This window comes from Bacteroidota bacterium (assembly GCA_030017895.1).
Lineage (GTDB): Bacteria > Bacteroidota > Ignavibacteria > UBA10030 > BY39 > JASEGV01.
Genome location: JASEGV010000002.1, coordinates 68,342 through 89,589 on the forward strand (window position 1 = coordinate 68,342; position 21,248 = coordinate 89,589).

16 protein-coding genes and 1 pseudogene are annotated in these 21,248 nt (G+C 39.6%); 9 read left to right on the forward strand and 8 right to left on the reverse strand.

All coding sequences use genetic code 11. The features are described from left to right. Window positions 1-4: 4 nt before the first annotated feature. The 9 genes from ftsA (at window position 5) to QME58_00985 (ending at window position 12,694) form a co-directional block, all read left to right on the forward strand. Window positions 5-1,240, forward strand: coding sequence for a cell division protein FtsA (ftsA, locus tag QME58_00945; GenBank protein ID MDI6802397.1), 1,236 nt, complete (start codon window positions 5-7; stop codon window positions 1,238-1,240). A gap of 39 nt (window positions 1,241-1,279) precedes the next feature. Further along, window positions 1,280-2,455 (forward strand): cell division protein FtsZ, encoded by a 1,176-nt coding sequence (ftsZ, locus tag QME58_00950; protein ID MDI6802398.1) that lies wholly within the window; start codon window positions 1,280-1,282, stop codon window positions 2,453-2,455. Between the two features lie 124 nt (window positions 2,456-2,579). Then, window positions 2,580-4,538 carry a T9SS type A sorting domain-containing protein gene (locus tag QME58_00955; protein ID MDI6802399.1) on the forward strand — a complete coding sequence of 653 codons (1,959 nt, stop codon included), beginning with the start codon at window positions 2,580-2,582 and terminating at the stop codon, window positions 4,536-4,538. 11 nt (window positions 4,539-4,549) lie between these two features. Next, window positions 4,550-4,828, forward strand: coding sequence for a hypothetical protein (locus QME58_00960; GenBank protein MDI6802400.1), 279 nt, complete (start codon window positions 4,550-4,552; stop codon window positions 4,826-4,828). Window positions 4,829-4,879: 51 nt separating this feature from the next. After that, window positions 4,880-6,340 carry a hypothetical protein gene (locus QME58_00965; GenBank protein ID MDI6802401.1) on the forward strand — a complete coding sequence of 487 codons (1,461 nt, stop codon included), beginning with the start codon at window positions 4,880-4,882 and terminating at the stop codon, window positions 6,338-6,340. Between the two features lie 33 nt (window positions 6,341-6,373). Beyond that, window positions 6,374-6,820 carry a CBS domain-containing protein gene (locus tag QME58_00970; GenBank protein ID MDI6802402.1) on the forward strand — a complete coding sequence of 149 codons (447 nt, stop codon included), beginning with the start codon at window positions 6,374-6,376 and terminating at the stop codon, window positions 6,818-6,820. Between the two features lie 6 nt (window positions 6,821-6,826). Next, the gene (locus QME58_00975; protein MDI6802403.1) at window positions 6,827-7,435 is read left to right on the forward strand and encodes a DUF429 domain-containing protein; all 609 of its coding nucleotides are present in this window, start codon (window positions 6,827-6,829) and stop codon (window positions 7,433-7,435) included. Between the two features lie 98 nt (window positions 7,436-7,533). Beyond that, a complete protein-coding gene (locus QME58_00980; GenBank protein ID MDI6802404.1) occupies window positions 7,534-11,820 on the forward strand; it encodes an Eco57I restriction-modification methylase domain-containing protein in 4,287 nt (1,428 codons plus the stop codon). A gap of 52 nt (window positions 11,821-11,872) precedes the next feature. Next, window positions 11,873-12,694, forward strand: coding sequence for a Bro-N domain-containing protein (locus QME58_00985; GenBank protein ID MDI6802405.1), 822 nt, complete (start codon window positions 11,873-11,875; stop codon window positions 12,692-12,694). A 100-nt stretch (window positions 12,695-12,794) separates the two neighbouring features. Here the strand turns inward: QME58_00985 and QME58_00990 are convergent, their stop codons facing one another. The 8 genes and pseudogenes from QME58_00990 to QME58_01025 all read right to left on the reverse strand — a co-directional run bounded on the left by QME58_00990 (window position 12,795) and on the right by QME58_01025 (window position 21,237). After that, entirely contained in the window at window positions 12,795-14,171 is a 1,377-nt protein-coding gene (locus tag QME58_00990; GenBank protein ID MDI6802406.1) for a sigma-54 dependent transcriptional regulator, read from the reverse strand. A 126-nt stretch (window positions 14,172-14,297) separates the two neighbouring features. Further along, window positions 14,298-15,002, reverse strand: a complete 705-nt coding sequence (locus QME58_00995) for a hypothetical protein (protein ID MDI6802407.1) — start codon at window positions 15,000-15,002, stop codon at window positions 14,298-14,300. Between the two features lie 89 nt (window positions 15,003-15,091). Next, complete coding sequence (locus tag QME58_01000; GenBank protein ID MDI6802408.1) at window positions 15,092-16,738, reverse strand: carboxyl transferase domain-containing protein; 1,647 nt, start codon at window positions 16,736-16,738, stop codon at window positions 15,092-15,094. A 60-nt stretch (window positions 16,739-16,798) separates the two neighbouring features. Beyond that, window positions 16,799-17,164 (reverse strand): annotated as a pseudogene (locus tag QME58_01005) (four helix bundle protein). A gap of 422 nt (window positions 17,165-17,586) precedes the next feature. Further along, window positions 17,587-18,276, reverse strand: coding sequence for an opacity family porin (locus QME58_01010; protein ID MDI6802409.1), 690 nt, complete (start codon window positions 18,274-18,276; stop codon window positions 17,587-17,589). A gap of 158 nt (window positions 18,277-18,434) precedes the next feature. Next, on the reverse strand, window positions 18,435-19,379 hold the full coding sequence (locus QME58_01015; GenBank protein ID MDI6802410.1) for a site-specific DNA-methyltransferase: 945 nt from the start codon (window positions 19,377-19,379) through the stop codon (window positions 18,435-18,437). Window position 19,380: 1 nt separating this feature from the next. Continuing rightward, window positions 19,381-20,238, reverse strand: coding sequence for a hypothetical protein (locus QME58_01020; GenBank protein MDI6802411.1), 858 nt, complete (start codon window positions 20,236-20,238; stop codon window positions 19,381-19,383). 291 nt (window positions 20,239-20,529) lie between these two features. Next, window positions 20,530-21,237: a hypothetical protein gene (locus tag QME58_01025; GenBank protein MDI6802412.1), complete on the reverse strand. Its 708-nt coding sequence runs from the start codon at window positions 21,235-21,237 to the stop codon at window positions 20,530-20,532. Window positions 21,238-21,248: the final 11 nt, after the last annotated feature.

Below are 21,248 nucleotides of genomic sequence, written 5' to 3' on the forward strand. Positions count from 1 at the left end.
TAAAATGGAGAATGAAATTTTAGTAGGACTAGATATTGGCACAACAAAAGTTTGTGCGGTTGTAGCAAAAATTGATGAACAATCTAATATAAATATTTTAGGTGTCGGATTAAGTCCATCTGATGGATTAACTCGTGGTGTTGTAACTAATATCGAAAAAACAGTACGTTCGATTAACAGCGCAATTGCCGAAGCTGAGACGAGGTCGGGCATTCAAATTCAATCTGTGATTGCCGGAATAGCCGGCGAGCATATCCAAAGTTTTCAAAGCCGCGGTGTAATTGCAATAAGCAATCCCGAAAACGATATAGCTAAAGGTGATGTCGATCGCTTGATCGAAGATACAAAGCGTGTTGCTCTTCCCTCCGATAGAAAAATTATACACGTTATCCCGCAAGAGTTTATTATCGATGGACAAGATGGTGTGAAAGATCCGGTCGGAATGTCGGGTGTTCGGTTAGAAGCAAATGTACATATAATTACCGGTTTGATTTCGGCAGCTCAAAATATACACAAATGTGTCGAACGAGCCGGACTTCAAATTTATGATATGGTACTTGAACCGCTTGCTTCAAGTTATGCTGTTTTAGATGACGAAGAAAAGGAAGTTGGTGTTGCTTTGCTCGATATTGGCGGAGGGACAACCGACCTTGCAGTATTCGAGGATAAAACAATTCGCCACACTGCTGTAATTCCCATTGCAGGTAATCAGGTTACAAACGACTTGCGAAAAGTGCTTGGAATTTTAACCGAGCAAGCAGAGAAGTTGAAATGCCAGAATGGTTTTGCTTACCTACCAAGCGTAGTTGATGATGGACCAATAATTCTTCCCGGAATCGGAGGCAGACCACCGTTAGAAGTGGATAAACGACTTGTAGCACAAATAATTCAGCCAAGAATGGAAGAGATTTTAGAGATTGCTTTATTGGAAATAAAACGATCAGGATCATCTAAGCATTTAGGGGCAGGTATTGTACTGACCGGCGGTGGTTCGTTAATAAAAGGCACAGCAGAACTGGCAAAAGATGTATTGGGAATGCCTGTTAAAATTGGAATCCCTTCAGGATTTAAAGCTGGTTTAGTCCGCGAAGTCGAAAATCCGATATATGCTACAAGTGTTGGCTTGGTTTTGTACGGCTTACGAAATCGTGCGCTCCGTTTATCCGGGCGTAATGGAAAGAAAAAAGGTTCAGTAAAAAAAGTTTACGAATTTATGAAAGACTGGTATAAGAATATTTAATTAATTAATTTTTTTAAAACAAAATAAGGAGATATAGAGATGATAGAACTCGATTATAATTTTGACCGTGGTGCAAAAATCCGCGTCGTTGGTGTAGGCGGTGGCGGCGGAAATGCGATCAACAGTATGATTGATATGGGCTTGAATGGTGTAGATTTTTTTGTAATCAATACCGATTTACAAGCACTTGAAAGAAGCAAGGCGCCTAATAAAATTCAGGTCGGAAAAAATCTGACTCGCGGTTTAGGCGCCGGAGCCGATCCTCAAACCGGTATGCGTGCAGTCGAAGAAGACAGAGACGAGTTAGCACGTGCTTTAGCTGGAAGTGATATGGTATTTGTTACAGCAGGTATGGGGGGTGGCACAGGTACTGGCGGTGCGCCAATCGTTGCCAACATTGCTAAAAGTATAAATGCGTTAGTAGTCGGAATTGTTACTAAACCGTTCAACGTCGAAGGTAAACATCGTATGGCGAATGCTGATGCCGGTCTCGAAGAACTGAAAAAGCATGTCGATACACTCATCATAATTCCGAATCAAAAATTAATTTCGATAGTTGACAGAGATACGCCGCTTACCGCAGCTTTCAATAAAGCCAACGAAGTGTTATATAATGCAACCCGCGGTATCTCCGATATCATAACTGTTCCCGGATATGTTAACCGTGATTTTGCTGACATCAGAACAATTATGAAGGAAGCCGGCGATGCTTTAATGGGTACAGGCAGAGCCAATGGTGAAAATCGTGCAGTCGAAGCCGCTCACGCAGCAATTTCCAGTCCTTTACTCGACGGCGTTTCTATAGCAGGTGCACAAGGTGTTCTTGTTAATGTATGTGGCGGCCCCAATATGTCGCTTGTTGAAGCGGATGAAGCAGTTCAAGTAATTCACGATGCTGCCGGTGAAGATGCTAACATCATTATGGGATATGTTGTAGATGAATCTTTTGGCGACGATATAATGGTTACTGTTATCGCTACCGGTTTTAACCGACGCGGCATAGGTTCTGTCCGTCCTGTCAAAAGAGATATTAAGATTGTAGAAAGAATTCCGGCAGGAATACAAGACATCAGAACATTGGATGAGCCGACAATAATCAGAAAAGGTATTGATCTACATTCCCAGATTCACAAAGCGTCAATCATCGAGGATCAGGAACGGATATTCAAAACCGATTCAAGCAAACCGGCATTTTTAAGAAAAATTATGGACTGAAATCTGAAAAAATAAACATTCACGGAGTCGGTATTAGAAAGAAAGAAAAAATTCCGTCGCCAAACTACTATACGAAAAAATGTTGTTCTAAATAAAATATCATTAACTAATTTATGAGGTTCTTATGAAACAATGTTTTGTATTAGCTGTAATTTTAGGATTTCTTTTTACATTCGCAGTATTTGCCCAGCAATTAGAAATCCATCACATCAATGTCGGACAAGCCGATGCGACATTGATCAAGTCGCCAACAGGCATTACGGTCTTAATTGATGGTGGCAATACGGGAAATGGAACAAATATTATTCGACCCTATTTAACTTCACTCGGTATTACGTATCTCAATTATGTAATATGTTCACATTATCATGCCGACCACATAGGTGGTTTAGATGAAGTGATAAATGGAATGGGCGCTTCTAACATCGGTGCGGTATATGACAGAGGACGCGATGCACCGCTCCCGACTACAGTCGCATTTACTGATTATGAAATTGCTGCTAATTCAACCGGTCGCCGATATAAAGTTGTACTCGGTCAAGTACTCGATCTTGGCGGGGGGTTAACAATGAAATGTGTAGCTACTGACGGAGAAGTAATAAATTATGGGCTAGTACCCAATGCTACAAAAAGCGAAAATGATTTAAGCGTCGGCTGGCTTTTAAATTATTTATCATTCCAGTATTTTACTGGAGGCGATTTAGGAGGTGAAACTACATATTATGCCGACAACGAAACACCTCTCGCACCTCAAGTAGGTAATGTTGACGCTTTTAAAATCAATCATCACGGAAGTCAGTACAGTACCAATCAAACTTTTGTGAATACACTCAGTTCTGAAGTTTGTATCATTCCGGTTGGTACTAACACATACGGTCATCCAACACAAGTAGTACTCGACCGTCTTGCAACAGCAAATAGTTATATATATCAAGTTGCAACTGGTTCAGGAGGAACAATCCCCTTTGGAAAAGGAGTTGTTGCAAACGATCATGTCATCTTGAAAACTTCGGGTAGCAATTATACAATTTCTTATGGTGCAACAACTCATACATATCCCGGCGACGGACGTTTGGTCGATACGTTTGCCGATGGTAACTTTACTTCGTATCCTGTGTGGGGTGGAACAACATCCACTTGGTCTCTGATAACCAGCAGCGATGTTGCTGCAGGAGCAACAAACTCCAACACATTACGTTTGAATGTTACAACTGCAGTTGTAGGAACACAATATTTAAGTACACAACGAACTGCCACATGGGGGACATCTCAATCGTGGTCTTTCTGGTTGGGGCGGCGCCTGCAAGCCGCTACTGTCGCCAATCATAATATCGTTTGGTTGTGGGCAAACGAAGCAAATTTAGTATCATCTACAGTTGATGGGTATCGTATCCGTTTCGGCGATGACTCAGGCGGCGATAATATAGTTTTACAAAGTGTAACAAATGGAGTGGCAACGGATATCATAACTTCTTCAGGTACTGTTCCAAACGCTTTAACAGATATTGGATTTATGGTTCGTGTAACGCGCACGAGCAGTTCGGGTTGGACAGTTTACACATCTGCACTTCCTACAGCAAACGGTACCGGAGCTGTTGCAACCGCTTTGCCGACTGCAGCGAATACGTCAGTGAATCAGGGCAGTGTAACAAATTCCACATACACAAATTTTACAAACGGATATTTTGGATTTACTGCAGTCCATTCGTCTGGTGCGGATGCGCGTGCAGGCGCGGAGTTTGACCAACTTTATTTTGACATCAGCAGCGGTTCACCACTCGGCAAACCGGTTATTATTGCAGAAAACAATGCCCAACCATTTAGTTTTCAATTGTCTCAGAACTTTCCCAATCCCTTCAATCCAGCTACGGTGATCAAATACCAAATTCCCGACGCAGGTATTGTTAATTTAAAAATATACGATTTGTTAGGAAGAGAAGTTGCTACTTTAGTTAATGGATTTGTAGATGCCGGTTCTCACGAAGTTGTATGGGATGCTGCAAATTATCCAAGCGGCGTTTATGTGTATAGATTATCAACTAGAAATCATTACAAAATTAATAAAATGATGTTAATAAAATAAGAGAGGGTTAAATGAAAAAACTAATAGCTTTAATCACGCTATTAACAGTATTAAGTACTGTTAATTCACAAGAACCACTTTCGTTCCGCAATAAGGCGCTGGGTGGGATAGTGTCTGACAATCTGGATCTTATTTACGACCCGATTGAATTACGATTTGTAGATACTCTGCACTTATACACCAATCTCAGTAATTTAACAAGTGGGTATGAAGAGATTTTCAATAATCTTACTGACAATGAGTTGTTGTTAGGCGCTTCTCGACAAAACCCATTTTACAATAAGCACTAGCTTTCTGCTTTGGTCAGGTTTAAAAAATCTAAATCACCACGTTTTTTAGGGATGGATACTGATTTAAATGGTGGAAACGATTTTTGGGGGAATGGTGAAATTGAAAGCGAGTTCACGCATTATTATGATGCCTTGCCACCTTTTAATGGATTATACGATTTGAGAAGAACCATATATCAGAAAAAATATTCTGTATATCAAAATGATGGTTATGGTTTTATTATTAACAACAGTTTTTTGCTACAAGATTACACACTCGGTTTAAAGTTAACAATCGGAAATTGGGGTAACGAAAATAATGATGCATCAATGTCATTAGGTTCGAGAAGGAATATGTTATATGGTGTATGGTGGACTGACGCGTCTTTCAGTCGCTCAGTAGATGAGTATTACCTCGATTCAAACTATTCGCGTCTCAGATGGTCGGAGGCGGGAGTTTTTAAAACGACGAATGATAATCCTTATTTTCGCATGATGGCTTCAATTATGAAACCGATGTGGGGATATGAACTGCGAGGCGATTTGAATTTTTACACTATCGATAACGCAATGAAAACAAATGATTTATACACCGGAGGTTTTGAATATTTCAGTCCAACGATAACCGGTTATGCACGAAGATATTCTGAAAGTGATATGTTTAAGCGTGAACAGAGTCGTGATGGAACAGGATTGGGTTTGGGGATCTCTGCCCGCCGTACATTTAATCAACAAAATGAACGGAGGAATGATGGATTTGTATTAATAGGATTTTCTGCCGTGTTTGAATCCTTTGATTACGATGATGCGACATCCAGAGACTTTTCAAGTAGTGAAAAAGTATACGACGGAACCGGAGGGTCAATCGATTTTGAACAATCTGTTATTAATAAAAACCAAACAGGCGATGATGGAATAGGTTCAACGAATATTCTTAACTTCGTATCCAGATTTAATATACCACTCATTGAGGGTGTCCATTTTGGACTTGGAGGATATTATTCAATCTATTCTACAAAAATTGAGACGAACTATATTGAGGAAGTTAAAAACACGACCAACTACGAGCGCACAGATGGTGTCCCAAATGCATTGGATATGGTGAGGACGGAAACCTTCAGTCAGACCGCCAATCGAACGATGAAAGACTATCTAACAATCTTAACTATCCCAGTCGGTATCGAATACCGTTTTACTGAAAGCAAAGCTTGGGCACTAAGATTCGGGTCGGTTTTCCGATACATAAACCAAACAAACGACGAGGAAAAGAAAATAAAAAATGCAGAACCCTGGATAAATAAAATAGTTTATGGAGACGGAACGTCAACAACAACCACTAACGCTAACCGCTATCTTTCGTATGCTGAACACAGCTCAGAAAGCAACAGCAATACGCTTTTAACATACGGACTCGGTTGGAATCCAACCCAAAATCTTCAGATTGATATACTTACTTATTTTGATACAAGAAACTATGATACAATTATCCAATATCTAAAGAGTCTTCACCTCTCGTTTGTGCTGAAGATTTGATTGGATGTGTGAAACTAAAAAAAGGAACCTATTATGAATGCCAAAAAAATATTGGAATTAAAGGATAATAAAATCTATCAAATCCGGGAGGAGGCAGTTGTTTTTGAAGCGATAGAAGAATTGACGAAAAATAAAGTCGGGTTGCTGATCGTGAATAACTCGAACGGCGATATTTCAGGCGTCATCTCAGAGCGCGACATAATACAAAAATGTGTTTATCAAAAAAAAGATCCGTTGCATATGAAAGTTAGTGAAATTATGACTCCTCGCGAGAAAATAGTTGTCGCCGCAGAAGAAGATGATATTCAAAGTCTAATGAACACGATGAATGAAAAAAGAATCAGGCACCTTCCGGTATTCAGAGGCAAAGAAATGACAGGCGTTATTTCGATTGGCGATATTATAAAAAATATGCTCGAGATAAAGGATTACGAAATTAAATCTTTGATAGAATACATTTCTGGAAAATATCCGAGATAAATATTTTTGAGTAATAAGGAAAGAGTTTTATTTTCGATCGTCGGTATCGACCTTGCTGGCAGCCCGATGCGGAACACAGGTATTTGTTTACTGAAAGGGAAGAATGTAGTTAAGTATGCGACTGTATATTCAGATTCTGAAATAATTTCTTTTGTGGAAGAAGCTAAGCCAGCTCTTGTTGCAATAGATGCGCCATTAAACCTGCCTCCCGGACGAAAAAATATTGAAGACAGGAATGGCGAGCATTTCCGTCCGTGCGATAGGGAGTTGTTGAAACGCGGTATCCGGTTCTTTCCGATTACACTTGGTCCAATGCGTCCTCTAACTGTCCGTGGGATTAAACTGAAAAAAAAATTGCAAAGAAAAGGATACAAGGTCATTGAAATTTACCCCGGTGCCGCTCAGGATGTGTGGGGTATTCCACGAAAACAAAAAGGACTTCCAAAACTCAGGCGCGGTTTAGAAAAGCTTGGACTAAAAGGTTTGAATAAGGATATGAACGGCGATGAGCTTGATGCTATTACTGGGGCATTAACTGGAAGATTATTTTTACTGCGTAAAACTGAAGTGTTAGGGAATTTTAAAGAAGGGGCGATTGTGGTGCCGCAGAAATAAAATAAAAGTGTAATCCAAAAAATTTGGGTAAAAGACGGATTGCCTTTAACGTTTATTTTTTGTAAGTTTCCAGCTATAGAAACTGCTAAAATGAATTAATGAAAATTAAAACCATGCAATCGGAATCATTATTCCCCATCCTTGAGAACGAACAGCGTTGGGAAACAAAAGGAATATTCTCAGAGCATTATCTACAAACTCGTCTGAGGGAATCTCATTATTGGCCCAAAGATGAAGATGCCCGTCCAATTTATGATTTCGTTGCTGAATTATGGAAGAAGAGGTTTATAGGACTTTCGAAAGGTAACGAGGAAACAACTCGGCGTGAATTCCTGGAAAAGATTCTTGAGAAGTTAGGCATTTCATTTTATTCGAACCTCGGATTACCTGAGTCGGAGCGTGCACAGACACCAGATTATCTTCTTTTCGAAGATGAAGAAACTAAGAATCGTGTATTCAACGAGGATAATGAAGTAAAACACCAGGCGGCAATCGGTTTGATGGAAGCCAAAAAAGTTCATCATCCGCTTGATCAAGTTTCGAAGAAGGAAACACCCGGACGTTTTCCACACCAACAGATGAAGGATTATCTGAGTCAAGCAACAAACAAAACAGGGGAGGCATATTTTAGGTGGGGTATTTTATCAAATGGTAATGTGTGGAGATTATACTGTCGTGATGCTCATCCCTCATCGTATTTTGGATTCCATCTTGCAGGACCCGAAGAATATTTTTGCACTTTTGATGACTTTAAAATCTTTATCACCCTTTTCCAGCCGCAGGTCTTTGTAAAAAAAGATGGACGATGCGCTCTTGATGAGATACGTGAAGAAGCAATTAGTTTCCAAACAACTCTGGAAGAAGATTTACGTCGCCGTATTTTTGCCGTTGTGCTTGATCTTGCAAATGGGTTTTGGAAATTCAAAGAAAACAAACTTAGCGAAAGAGATCTTCCGGATCTCTATAACAACTGCTTGATTTTGCTTTACCGTTTGTTATTCATTCTCTATGCTGAGGGGAGAGGTTTATTGCCTGTGAAGCTTTCAGGTGCCGGTTCTAACAAAAACTATCGAGAGAGATTTTCATTACAAAGATTCAATCTCCGTCTCAAGAAGGCAACCGAATTCCATTCTGATAATTTTACCGATTTATACGAAGAACTTCTAAAACTATTTCATCTTATCAACGGCGATAAACCTAAACTAAATAAAGAATGCGATGTTCCAAGATATAACGGCGGACTTTTTCATCCCGGCAACCATTTAAAACTTGAACAATGGCGTGTTGGTGAAAAAGCACTTGCACAGGTATTGCGTGATTTGATTTTTAGTGCCGGGCATACGGAGCGCAGTAAACAAGGTGAATTCGAATGGGGTGCTATTGATTATGCCGATTTGGAAGTTCGACAACTCGGTGATATTTATGAGGGATTACTTGGTGGTCATATAGAACTTCAGAACGATAAACTTGTCCTTCGCAGTGAAAAAGGAGAACTCCAAATATCGGGTACTTTCTACACTCCGGATTGGGTCGTACGTTTTCTTGTTGAGAAGACACTCAAACCGCTAATTGACGCAATAGAAAAGAGTGAAGGGGTCTTGAGCGCTCTGAAGAAGAAAAAGAAAGATAACTCATTCGCACTTAAAGTATTGAAGCTTAACGTTCTAGATAATGCTATGGGTAGCGGACATTTTCTTGTCCGTGCTACTGAATGGCTTGCCGACCAAATCGTTTATCATCCAACAACAAAATTTCAGATTGAGAATGTGCCACCGGGAATTTCTCAAGAGCAAGCCGAAGTTGCTTACTGGCGACGGCGCGTTGTTGAAGCATGTATCTACGGTGTAGATTCAAATCCTTTGGCAGTTGAGCTAACGAAACTTTCACTCTGGCTCACGTGTATTGCTTCGAATGAGCCGTTAAATTTCCTCGATCATCATCTCCGTGCCGGCAATTCATTGATCGGTGCGAAACTTCACGAATTATCCGTGTTACCAATTCATCAAAAGGAAGAGCAAATACATTTTACATTTGGTAAAAATCTTACAGAAGCAGTAAGTGATGCCATAAAAGAAATTGAAGCTATCGAGGAAGAAGCTTCGACCGAGATTGATATTGTGAAGAAGAAGGAAGAACGCTGGCGGGATAAAGTTATAAAACGACTCGATCCTTTCAGAGATGTTGCAAACCTCTGGATATCTGCCGCTTCTGGATTGACCATCAATGAGGCGGAATACACGCAGCTTGCTTCTGGATTTATTACTTCACCGAAACCGCGCTCAAAGGAATTCCAAGAGTTCAAATCTACACTTGATAAGTTTAAAGATGAATACAAACGCATTACTGACTATTTGATGCCGTTTCACTGGGAGTTAGAATTCCCGGATGTTTTTTTTCACGACGATGGAACCATAAAAGACAATCCTGGCTTTGATGCGATTCTTGGAAATCCACCGTACATCTCTACACAAACATCAAGCGGTTTTGAATACCGAAATGCATTTGAGCAACGGTTCGGTTTCGTTGATGATCTCTATGTACACTTTGTGTTTCAAGGATTTAAGCTACTCCGTAACGGGGGAACTTTTGGCTACATCGTTTCTGACACCTTCTTTACGCTTGCAACAAAATTGCGTATGCGCGAGCTTCTCCAGCATAACCGGTTGTTTTACATTGGGCAATGCGATCCATTTACCGCGACGGTGGATGCTGCAATTTTCGTTGCTGAGAAAAAAGATGCAAAAGAAAATTATGATCTGCATTTCATACAGGCACGTTATAAAACAGACGGTAGCACGCCCGACAAAGAACTTGTTGAGCTTGCCACGAAGCCAATGCCTCTTCTGATTAACGGCACAGCGCCAATAGAGGTAGGCGGAGGACAGCATCATGTTCTTCATGGAAATCAGGGTTGTTTACGTTTGCATCGAATTGGCGTTGATGCGTACCGTTCCGCTGTCAAGTCAACGTTCTTTGAGCCAACAAATGCGATAACTCTTTTATATAATAGATTTAATGAACCACTCAAGAAACTAGTTACCACATGGTGGGAGAAAATTGAAACATCGAAAAAGTATGATGACAATCGCGAAGAAATATTTCGCTATCATCAAACACTGAAGCCAGGAGATGTATCACTCGTCGGTTTAATTGCCGATGGTGGACAAGGAATGAGGACGGCAAACAACGGCAGATTTCTTGGTTTTATTGAGAAAACTGAACAAGCAAAAGATATAGAGCAACGTAGGAAAGAACTTACGCACTTATGGAATATGAACCCCCAAGTCAAAGTACCTTTTGCGAAACTGCTTGAAGAAAATGAAGGTGACTTTGAAGCTATTGTTGAACCGTTAAAGAATCAGTTTGATCCTCTCCGAATTTTGGGATTAAAACGTGGAGAAATTTATAGGATTGTTCCAAATGAGTTGTTAGCAACACAAGAAGATTTTAACCGTGCTTACGAATTGAGAAAAGCGGAGCTTGAAGAACGATGGAAAGAATCAAAGGATTTTAAAGCTCCTTACGAAGAGTTGAAGAAAATACACGGCGAAAGGTTTTGTGAGATTTTTCATACTCTTGCAACTCGACTAAAGAAAAAGAAGCTTGCTATTACACGCCTTGGTGTTCATTCCGGTGAATATTATTTAGACGAGGTAGATGCCCCACGTATTACAACTATCTATAATGGTTTAGATGGTAAACGAGTTTGGGTTGCATTCCGTAAAGGTGATCCAGAAGGAAATAAATGGACAGATATTGAACCGCTCTACATTAAATGGTCAAATGAGAATGTAAGCTTCTTGCACAATAATAGTGGAAGGCCAGAACCCACTATGCCAGTAATCCGAAATGCACATCTGTATTTTACAGAAGGTGTAACCTATACTTTACTTGGCAATCACGTTGAACTAAAAGCAAAGCTTCAACCCAAATGTGTGTTCGATGCAGGCGCTTCTCGCCTTACACCAAGCGTTAAGGGAATTTCTGCCTACACGTTTTTAGCGGTGTTGAACAGTAACATTTTTAGTTTCATTATTAGGAAGTTTATCAAGAACACAGCAGCATACGAAATCAACGATCTACGAATGGCACCATTTGTCATCCCCTCTAAAGACCAAGCCGCTAAACTTGAGACGCTTGCCAAGAGAGCCGTCGAAGCAAAAGAGCTTACGCTTAGAAAACTAGACCCATCGGTAGAGTTAATAAAATACTCCCGGCAGTTAGTAAAGGAACAGCAAAACGCACCTAAGTATCTCCAACCGCGCCCACAATTGTTATTACTCGATTCTTCAGAAGAATGTCTCCACGCCATTGAGCTTGCAGTCCAATGGGAAGTGGAAAAGCTGTACGGCGTAGAAGGCACAGGACCGTTTGAGGAGTTTTAAATGAGCAAGCGCGGGAAATAATTTTATCTCTATACCTGAAAGGAGGATAGGAATGGAAAACAATAAAGTCGCTTTATTCAAAGGAAGACAAATTCGGAGAATAATTCATAACAATGAATGGTGGTTTGTAGTTGAAGATGTAGTACTCGCACTGACTGATAGTTTAAATCCGAAAGACTACATAAATAAGATTAGACGACGTGATCCGGAACTTGCCAAAGGGTATGGACAAATTGTCCATACCCTTCCCATCTTAACAGAGGGCGGAATGCAACAAATGAATTGTGCTAACACCGAGGGCATCTTCCGTATAATTCAATCCATCCCGTCGCCCAAAGCCGAACCGTTTAAACGCTGGTTAGCAAAAGTCGGTTACGAGCGCGTTCAGGAAATTGAAAACCCGGAATTGGCAACAAAACGCACAAGAATGCTATACAAGCTCAAAGGATATCCGGAAGATTGGATAGAAAAACGGATGCGGGGAATTGCAATCCGTGAGGAACTTACAGACGAATGGCAAAAGCGTGGGGCTGAAGAACAAAAAGATTATAAAATTTTGACTGCCGAAATATCGAAAGCAACTTTCGGTGTTACACCATCGCAATATAAAAAACTGAAGAGATTAAAACGGGAAAACCTCCGCGACCACATGGACGACCTCGAATTGATTTTTACGATGTTGGGTGAGCGGGCTACGACTGAAATTCACCGGACAGAAAATTCACACGGTGTTCCTAAATTAAAATCGGATGCAAAAGCCGGTGGAGATATTGCCGGCGGCGCAAGGAAGAAGTTAGAAAAAAGGTTAGGCAAATCTATCGTTTCAAAGAAGAACTATTTACCAAAATTAAAGCGGCGGAAATTACCCCGTTAGATGCTTTGGCAAGTAAACCGCAGCTTACATTAATGGAGAAAGAATACAATGAAAGTAATGCGGCTAAAGCATTTATTTTTTAAATTCCTAGCGAAGCAAATTATCCAATATCAGAATTATCTTCTCTTTCCAACCCATACTTCTTAATCTTACTGTGCAGGTGGCTTCTCTCGATATCGAGTGCTTTGGCGGTTTTACTTTTATTCCATTTGTGTAAATCGAGTAAGCGTTTTATGTACAGCGCTTCCGACCTATTCTTGAACTCCTGAAAATTATGACTCGTCGAAACTATATCATCAAGAACGCCCCCTTTTGCGCCACCCACAGTTTCGAGTGCATCAACATCTATCGTATTTCCAGAAGCCATTATTACAAGCCGTTCAATTATATTCCGAAGCTCACGAACATTACCGCTCCATCCAAGTCCATTAAGATAATCTAATGCCCTGTCGGAAATTTTCTTTGGTGCAAATCCGTTGCGCTTGCAAATATCTTCTGCGAACGCTTTGGCTAATATTGGAATGTCTTCACGTCTTTCACGTAGGGAAGGCACGTGTATAGGGATAACATTCAGACGATGGTATAAATCTTCTCTGAAATTACCTTTTTTAATTTCCTCAATCAAATTTTTATTTGTTGCTGCAATTACACGAACATCAACAGAAATTAATCTATTGCCGCCAACTCTCTCAATTTTTCCTTCTTCGAGTACACGTAAAACTTTTGCTTGAGCAGCTAAACTCATGTCCCCGATTTCATCGAGGAAAATTGTGCCGCCGTCGGCTTGCTCGAACTTACCAATGCGCTGCGCAGTTGCGCCTGTGAATGAACCTTTCTCGTGTCCGAACAACTCCGATTCAATCAAATCGTGAGGAATAGCAGCACAGTTTACTTCGACCATTGTTTTTGCGGAACGCTTGCTAAAACGATGGATTGCTTTAGCTACTAATTCTTTGCCGGTTCCGTTTTCGCCGGTTATCAGAACTCGTGTGTCGGTCGGAGCTATTCGCTCAATCAGCGATAATATCTTTTTAAGCTTCTGGCTCTCTCCTAAAATTTTATCTTTACCTTCAAGTTTCTGACGGATTGTTTCTATTTCAGAAGTTAATTTTTTATGCTCGAGAGCGTTGCGAAGCGTTACAAGCAATTTGTCTCTATCGAGCGGTTTGGTTAAAAAATCGAAGGCGCCTAATTTTGTTGCCTCGACGGCAGTCTCGATTGTGCCGTGCCCGGATATCATTATTATAGGCAAGTCGGTATGCCGGCTTTTTATAGTTTGTAATACTTCGATGCCATCCATACCCGGCATTTTTACATCGAGAAGAACAGCGTCAATTTGATTTTCAGGATTATTCAGAGCAGCTAATCCTTTCGATCCATCTTCAGCAAGCATTACTTCATATTTTTCGTAGGTGAGTATCATTTTAACTGCATCGCGGATACTCTTCTCATCGTCAATTATTAAGATTGTTTTCATAATTAATTCGTTGTTCGTTTATCTTTTTTTTTTGCATAGATTATTCGGGTATATCGAACTCAACCCCTATCAAGGTGTAGGGGATGAGTTGGATTTATAAATTAGTAAAACCAACATAATATCTGATTACGGCACAACTGTGTATAAGATATCCGATGGTTTTGCGTTCTTATTTTTCATCAGCAACAAACCAAACCTTTGTCCATCTTTATTTGCTTCCATGTCACGCTCATCATAATTACCGTCTTTAATATATCTATCTTCAATCTTTTCTACAAACGACGAATACCTTTCAGCCAGTCCCTCCGATTCGAAAACATAAATTAAAAAAGCCGAACCGAATATGTGCTGTAATTTGTCCCTGTCGCCATACGGATACGAGGGAGAGTTGCTATAAAAATGTGTAGGAAGATTAGCGGTTCGCATTTGAAAATCTTCTTTATTTTCACTGGTTAAAGGAATGTAAAGATTTATCAGCGGAATTTTTATACCGAGTGTGTAATGGTCGAGTGTAGCGATTGAACAAATTAGAAGAGATATTCCGGTATTGCCGCGTGTAAGTTCTTTAGCTTTTTGATATATCAAATCAACAGCCGCCAAATCACCGTTCTGTTTCCTGAAGTTAACGAATTCATCATCACGGATAAATGATTTTAATTCACCACTGTTCTTCAAAAGAAAAGGAGGGAAGAGTGTAATCATCGACTCAAATGCAGAATAATCAATTCGACTTGAATCCAGCAAATGAGTTCGAGCAAAATTAATTTGAGGATAACCCAAGGCAACAAAAATTAAAACAATATTAGTCATGTTAAGCAAATACCGTCTCATAAAAACCCAATTCCAATTCTCCATAATTCAATTAATCCATCCGCCATAGGCGGACTCCATTTATCCATTTATCCAATGAGTCAATCATTCTATGTTTGTATTACTCCCGGATTGAAGCGCTGAATGTTTGGATTATTCGATGCAATCTCCAAAGCGTATGATATAATCTTCCGTGTATCTAACGGGTCGATGATGTCGTCAACCCATAATCGGGCTGCTGCGTAGAGCGGGTCAAGCTGGCGGTCGTAACGTTCATGGATTTCGGAAAGCATCTTCTGCTTTTCGTCCTCGGAAATTTTATCCTTGTTGCCGCCCAAGCGGATTGTTAACAAAGTTTCGCTCGACTGTTTTCCGCCCATAACTGCAATTTGAGCTGTGGTCCAAGCGAAAATAAACCGGGGGTCGTAAGCTTTGCCACACATAGCATAATTTCCGGCACCGTAGCTGTTGCCGATTACGAAAGTAATTTTCGGGACAACGCTGTTAGCAACTGCGTTTACCATTTTTGCACCATCCTTAATAATGCCGCCTTGTTCCGAACGGGTTCCGACCATAAACCCCGTAACATCCTGAAAAAAGATAAGCGGTATATTTTTTTGATTGCAATTCATTATGAACCGAGTGCCTTTATCAGCGCTGTCGCTGTAGATAACACCGCCAAATTGCATTTCGCCTTTTTTGGTTTTTACAAGTGCACGCTGGTTGGCAACAATACCTACTGCCCAGCCTTCGATGCGTGCATAAGCCGTGATGATAGTTTTTCCAATTCCCGCTTTATACTCGTCGAACGAATCCTCGTCAACGATGCGGGCTAAAATCTGGTAAGTATCGTATGGTTTGGTTCTGTCGTCTGAAAAGATACCGTAAATTTCTGTGGGGTCGAGCTTCGGCGGTTTGGAAGCGATCCTGTCAAATCCGGCTTTGGGTGTATGTCCGAGCTTGCTTATGATGTTGCGAATGGTTTCCAGACAAACTTCATCGTTCGGCATTTTATAATCTGTAACGCCGCTTATTTCGCAGTGCATAGATGCGCCGCCTAATTCTTCGATATCGGCATCTTCGCCGATTGCGGCTTTAACGAGTGCTGGTCCTGCTAAAAATAAGCTTCCGTTTTTTTCTACAATCATAGCTTCGTCACTCATGATCGGGAGGTAAGCTCCGCCCGCCACGCAAGGCCCCATAATCGCGGAGATTTGGACAATTCCCATCGATGACATTACTGCGTTGTTACGAAAAATTCTGCCGAAGTGTTCTTTATCCGGAAAAATTTCATCCTGCATCGGAAGGAAAACACCAGCCGAGTCGACAAGGTAAACTATTGGAAGACGATTCTCCATCGAGATTTCCTGCGCTCGAAGATTTTTTTTACATGTAATCGGAAACCATGCGCCTGCTTTAACTGTCGCGTCGTTTGCGACGATTACCACATCTCGACCGTGAATTTTTCCGATGCCGAAAATTGTTCCTGAGGCCGGAGCTCCGCCGTATTCGTTGTACATATCATAAGCGGCAAATAGACCGATTTCGAGGAAATAACTTCCGGAATCGATCAGCTTTTCAATTCTCTCTCGTGCGGTTAGTTTGTTTCGTTTATGATGCCGTTCGATGAGTTCCTTACCACCGCCCAATTTGATGATATCGGCTTTCGCTTTTATCTTTCTTACTAAATTTTTGTTAAAGTCCTCGTTGCGGTTGAAGCCGTTGTCGTGTGGTATTTCAGTTCCAAGTTTTGCCATAAGAATATTTTAGATTGATGATTTGGGATTTATGAATTAATTAATAATTCTTTCAGGATCTTTATTAAGTTCACGTAAACGCAACGCATAACTATGACTTTTATCCCATTCTTTGAATTTGCGAACTCTCAGAAAGTCTCTGTAATCAGTTATCAGCTCTTCCAAACTTGCGCGGGCAACATTTGTGAGTTTGATTTCTGTTTCTTTGGATGTCCCGGAAGCCATGCTGGCTTCCACAATGTTTTGTTTTCCAGAGCGGGCAGCTTGTATCATTTGGTCGATTGTGCGATCTCCTCTAGAAAAAAATCTCTTACAAAAATAAACCGTACCATCATAAACAATTTCAGATTTTTTGTATGAAAGCAATTTTTTGTAGCCGCCGTGTACCGGTATAAAACCATTCGGAGAAGAGTGATTACCTAGCATTGTTTATATTTTCTGCTTGTTTCTTTAAAGGACAATAAGGACAGCAACGACATTGAATTACTCAATTGAAAACTTATGTTATTCAGATCTGCTACAATATATAATTTTTGTGGGAAATATGAAAGACGGTAAAAAAACTCGCTGATTGTTTTTCTAATTAATATCCCGATAAATTAAGTGGCATAACGGCATTGCGCCTAACCCACCGCCTATAACAAGAACGACAAACTAAAACACAACTGCCGATGATTAAGCCGAAGGTGCGTAACTTGTTTTCGTCCACACCGAAGGCAAGTTAATTAGTTAGTCCGTCAGCTGACGAAGAACACTTAGAACAAGCACACCGAACGAAAACTGAAACCCCGAAATCCCACATTAGCCAAACTGTATAAGCAGTCGGGTTGAGTTGCTTCTTTAGTGTTTTACAATATTTTATAATAGATATTAACCAAAGCATTAACTGAATTCAACATTTCTTCAGCTTCTCTTCTGTGAAATACATTCCAAGAATTATAATTAGTTGAGAATTCTAATTCAATATTTGAAAATATATTGTAAGAAATTCCCATTCCCAAACTATAACCATACCGCATTCCGTTTTTATAACTTCGAAATTCAGAAGTGTAGTCAGTTTCAGCAAGCTCAATAAACACATCATCAAAATAATTAATGGAGACTGAAGCAGCAACAAAAGGCTTTAAGAAATAAAAACTGAAAAAGTAATTTGTTCCCATTTGAAATGACCATATATCCATTTTTGTAGTAACATCTTTAAGGAATTCTCTTTGCATAAAAACATCATAGATATACATGGATTCGTTTCCTCTAAGATGCAGGTAATTAAGACCGGCAGTTAAACTAAGTGGTAAATTTTCAAATGAATATTTAGCTCCAAATTTAAATTGAAGTTCACGACTTAATCCCAATCCGGTCAAGTTAGTAGTAGTCCCGTTAATATTTTCATATATTCCCAGCCGACCAAAATTATCAGTATAGTAATTGTTCCCATTGATAAAATTTAAACCGCTTCCTAAACCAATAGATAATGATTGAGAAAAAATATGCGCTGAGAAGAACAGGATCAAAACGAATGTTATTTTTAATATTTTCATTTTAAATGTCCCCTTGATTGTTTGAAACACCTAACGGATGGCGGCTAAGTTGCCGCACTGATAACTTTCAAATTACATCCAGACCGTTACGCGCTAAGAAGTTTGCAGTACGCTAATTGCGTCAGGTTGATGTGCTGGTTAGCCGGCAACAAAAAATATTAATGACTACCGTTTAGAACAGTAACTTTTGCTGATTTAATTTCGAAAGGATCGAAAGCCATCTTCTCTTGATTTTTGAATGCGTTGATTCGATTGTTGCAAAGTTTGATATATTCTTCGCTGATTTCGTAGCCCACGAATTTTCGATTACATTTAAGCGCCACCAAGCCAACTGTTCCACTGCCCATAAACGGATCGAGAACAATATCATCTTCGAAAGAGTAGAGTTGGATTAAACGATAAGGAAGTTCTTCCGGAAATGGAGCTGGATGACCAATTCTTCTAGCAGATTCGGCATTCATTGACCAAATTGATTTTGTCCATTCCAAAAATTGTTCTTTTGTAATCGTGTTTTGCTTTCCCTTTGCAACCCTTGAATAACTACCCTTTGAAAAAACTAAAATATATTCATGAATATCTCGAAGAATCGGATTGGCAGCAGAGAGCCAACTTCCCCAAGCCGTAGAGGGACTAGCACTTGCAGCTTTATTCCAAATGATTTCGCCACGCATATTAAAACCGATTTCGAGCATGATGCGGGAGATATAATCGGATAATGGGATATAAGGCTTCCTACCTAGATTAGCAACATTGATACAAACACGACCACCATTGATAAGAACACGATAGGTCTCTGAAAAGACATTTTTTAATAAAGAAAGATATTCATCAAGAGAGAGATCGTTATCATATTCCTTTGAGACATTGTACGGAGGAGAAGTAATCATCAGATGAACACAATTATCAGGTAGTTCTTTCATCTTCTCTGAATTTCCAAGAATAATTGTGTTTTCTAAATTTGGAGGAAAAACATTCTCTTCAGACGATACAGGTTCGTTCGGCGTCATTGTTCCATAAAGACGGGAATTATAGAACTTGGACGAATCATGATTGATACGACCACTTGTGCCAAAAGAGCTTGTCTCGGTACCTTTGTGTTTCATATTAACTTCTAATAAGTGATAAAAACTTTTCTGCTTTCTGAATATCCGTCTTTTCTTTTGCCGCTATGGAGATAATCTCGCCCAAATTGACTTTTGTGATCATTGAGGAAAAGAAATTTAACTCTTCTTTGATGAAAGCACTGAGTATGTTTTGGAGTTGTCTAGAATCAGAGACGGTTTGAAACCCTAACTTTGGACTGGATTTGATAAAATCAGCTTTGGTCGGTGAAGGATTCAGAGATATAAATCCTTGGATAACACCAGATGTTTTTAGAAAGTCAACCTTGCCAACATAAGAATCGGTAATGGGACTATTACCTAGAACAACGATGGGAATTTTTGTTGCTGAAATACCAGAGACACGGATATTGATAGACTTGCCAATGGCCTTTAGCATAGAATCGGAACGAAGCAGCGAAGGGTTGCCTTTGTGAGTCTTATAATCGCCAAGAAGTGAGATGGTATTTGTTTTCTTTTCATATCGGTAATTTGAGACAACACTCATCTTGACTTCAAAGAGTAACTTGATATCATTGGCGTTTTGATTTACGCCATCCTTCGTACAAAAAGCTACATCGGCGCTTGATTGCCGTGTTAATCCTAATTCTTCACATACAACTCCATTAACTGCATATAGTTTGAACGCTTTGGCAATTGGAGAAAGAAGATTCTTTGCCCAGTTTTCTGTGAATTGACCAATAAGAGAATTCCTACTTTGGAGAGTTTGGCCTTCAGCATTGCTTCCTTTGGGAATATAGGCAAAATAGCCACCAGTGAGCTTATAAAAAAGTTGCTCTGGAGGAGCGAAACTTTTCAAAGATTCTTTGAGGAATTGTATTTCAGTCTCAGTATTCCACATAATATTATATGATAATATAGTGATTTGCCCATTTAGAAACTAATCTTGCAAAAAGCAAAAGTTACTGATTGTTTTTTAAGCGCGTTGTCGGCTAACGGCGTTGCGGTTAATCTGCTGCCAAGAACAAGAATGCAGCATTGAAAAACCCAAGCCGATAATTATTAAAAAATTTTTTTTGTGCGACTACTTTGAACAAGACTGCCGACACGGAACAACTACTTTTACAATTACACAAATGCCGAGTGCGAACTCGCAGTCAGCTTGAACCGCTTGTTATATTGCGTTTTATATTTATTCTCCATTAATCCAATTTGCCCAATTTCTAAAAGTTCCGTTATCAGGTAAAGACCACTTCTGAGTAATTGTCATCCAGAAATATTCATCAATTAATTTTGGAACGCTTGAGTTTGGTCTTTGAAATTTTTCAGGTAAATCAGCTAAAGTAAAACCATTTTCTATACAGCTTGCTTGTAAAGAAATTAATTCATTTTTTATATGACGAATATATTTAACATACGAATCAGATGATTTACGATAACCTAATTTTTTAATGATTGGATTGTCCCAAGGTGCAAAGCATTTTGGTCTGATGGCAAATAAAATTTTAGCAGCTCCAATAGCACCAAATCTTTTTGTTATTTCATTATTCCCGCGGTGCTGAATTGAAGCAAGGCGATTCATTAAAGATTCAAATAATTCGTGAATTATCGGATAATCATCTTCCGTTAGTTCCCAAATGTTTTTATCATATGGGAAAAGTTGATTTGAAATCTGGTTATACCATTCTAAAAGTTCATTTTGTGCAGTATTATGATAAACAATTGCAAATTGACGGCATCCCCACTTATTAAGCCATTTTAACAGTGTTAAACGATGTTCTTGATTATTGAGGATATCAATCATCCCATTTGTTTGCTCAAGAAATTGCAAATATGCCCTATCGTTATCTGTTCTTCGACCATAACAGAAACAAGTAAATGCTAATTCTGATAAATTCATAATATTCACCT